The 1,283-nt window shown below is 55.1% G+C and carries 1 protein-coding gene and 1 pseudogene; both read left to right on the top strand.

The window, feature by feature from the left end:
• Positions 1-161 precede the first annotated feature (161 nt).
• Positions 162-302 carry a hypothetical protein gene (locus tag NDO48_RS29005; protein WP_267322885.1) on the top strand — a complete coding sequence of 47 codons (141 nt, stop codon included), beginning with the start codon at positions 162-164 and terminating at the stop codon, positions 300-302.
• A gap of 675 nt (positions 303-977) precedes the next feature.
• A pseudogene (locus NDO48_RS29000) lies at positions 978-1,283 on the top strand (permease); the annotation flags it as partial.

Genomic DNA, 1,283 nt, shown 5'->3' with positions numbered 1-1,283 from the left:
CTGGCCCTCCGCATAGGGACAGCGCTGCTCCTCGCCATTGAGCGACAGCTAGAGAAGTCGCCGCCTAAGCAGCACTGATGGCCTTGTGATTGTCTCGATTGGCCGGAAGGAACTCTCTGGCGTGCCGACTGTTGATTCCGGCATCTAAGGGAGATAGTCCGATGAACAGCAACACGGGCGTGTACTTGGCCCTTGCCGCCCTGGCTTTCGCGGTCATCGCGATGTTCACATTGGGAATAGTGGACCTGGCGCAAAGTCCCGGTCCCACCGTGGAAGCTACCCAGGTAGCGGCCGGCAAATGAGAGATGCCCGGTAGCGCACAACCTTATGGCCGCCGTCCTCTCCTCATGAACATGTCGCAATCATCGAAAAGAAGGGCGAACGCTTTCCTGGATTGTCATTGCCGCTAATTGAGGAGCGATCTGTAGTCGATGGTGCTCAAGTAATTGACGGGGTGCTGTGCGATCGGACCATAGCAGGCTAGCAAATTGCACATCGCATTCTGATTGTGCCGCTGCGCATGCGTGATGGAGAGAAATACGTATCCAAAGGCGTTGCTATATTTGCAAGCCTTCATACTCTCCCTAAAAGTTCCTTGAGCACCCGTATCCTTAAATAGCACCCAGTCTACGGCCTCTTTCGCCTCATCGACATTGCATGGCCCCTCATCAATATTCCGGCCGCAGATACTCTGAAAATCCCTGATTGCATCGTTGCCGCACTTGACTTGAGCATAGGCGGGCTGCGCTACGACCAAGATCGAAACTAGTGCTAATAGCTTTCCCATCCTGCCGTCCCTCCCTGCCGATGGTCATCTCCTGAAGCAACCAGATCAGATATTTTTCCAACGCACAACGACTACTCGTCTCGCTTCTTGACGGGCTGCATGGTGCTTGAGGCTTGCGAGGCTGGCAGTTTAGACTTGATCCACAGAGGCGGAGCGGGCCGGCGCGACCCAGGCAGCATGGAGATGGCGCTTGGACTTTATGAAACTGCTGAAGTCGCTTGAGGAACTTCTGTATGAGTTGGTGTCCTGGTTGGTGTTTTACCCCATAACGATGTGGCGCTGTGTTGCTGCGCCGCTGACGATGATGCGCTACGCGGACACCGAGCTCGCCGATCGGCCCGAAGACCAATACGACGATACTCTTAGCCCTCCTCTATTTCTCCTGATCACCTTGCTACTGTCTCAGGGGGTGTCCGGTGCATTGCCGTCTGTTTACGATCCCGGAATTGGATCCAAGGAACTCGGATCAGTTTCCAACCTGCTGATCGCGCGTGGC

The organism is Aminobacter sp. MET-1 (genome assembly GCF_026521175.1).
Classification (GTDB): domain Bacteria; phylum Pseudomonadota; class Alphaproteobacteria; order Rhizobiales; family Rhizobiaceae; genus Aminobacter.
This window is presented reverse-complemented; position numbering and strand designations above follow the sequence as displayed.

Bases quoted from the DNA above. Each gene is read 5' to 3' on its own strand.
- NDO48_RS29005 (WP_267322885.1), top strand. From the start codon at position 162: ATGAACAGCAACACGGGCGTGTACTTGGCCCTTGCCGCCCTGGCTTTC.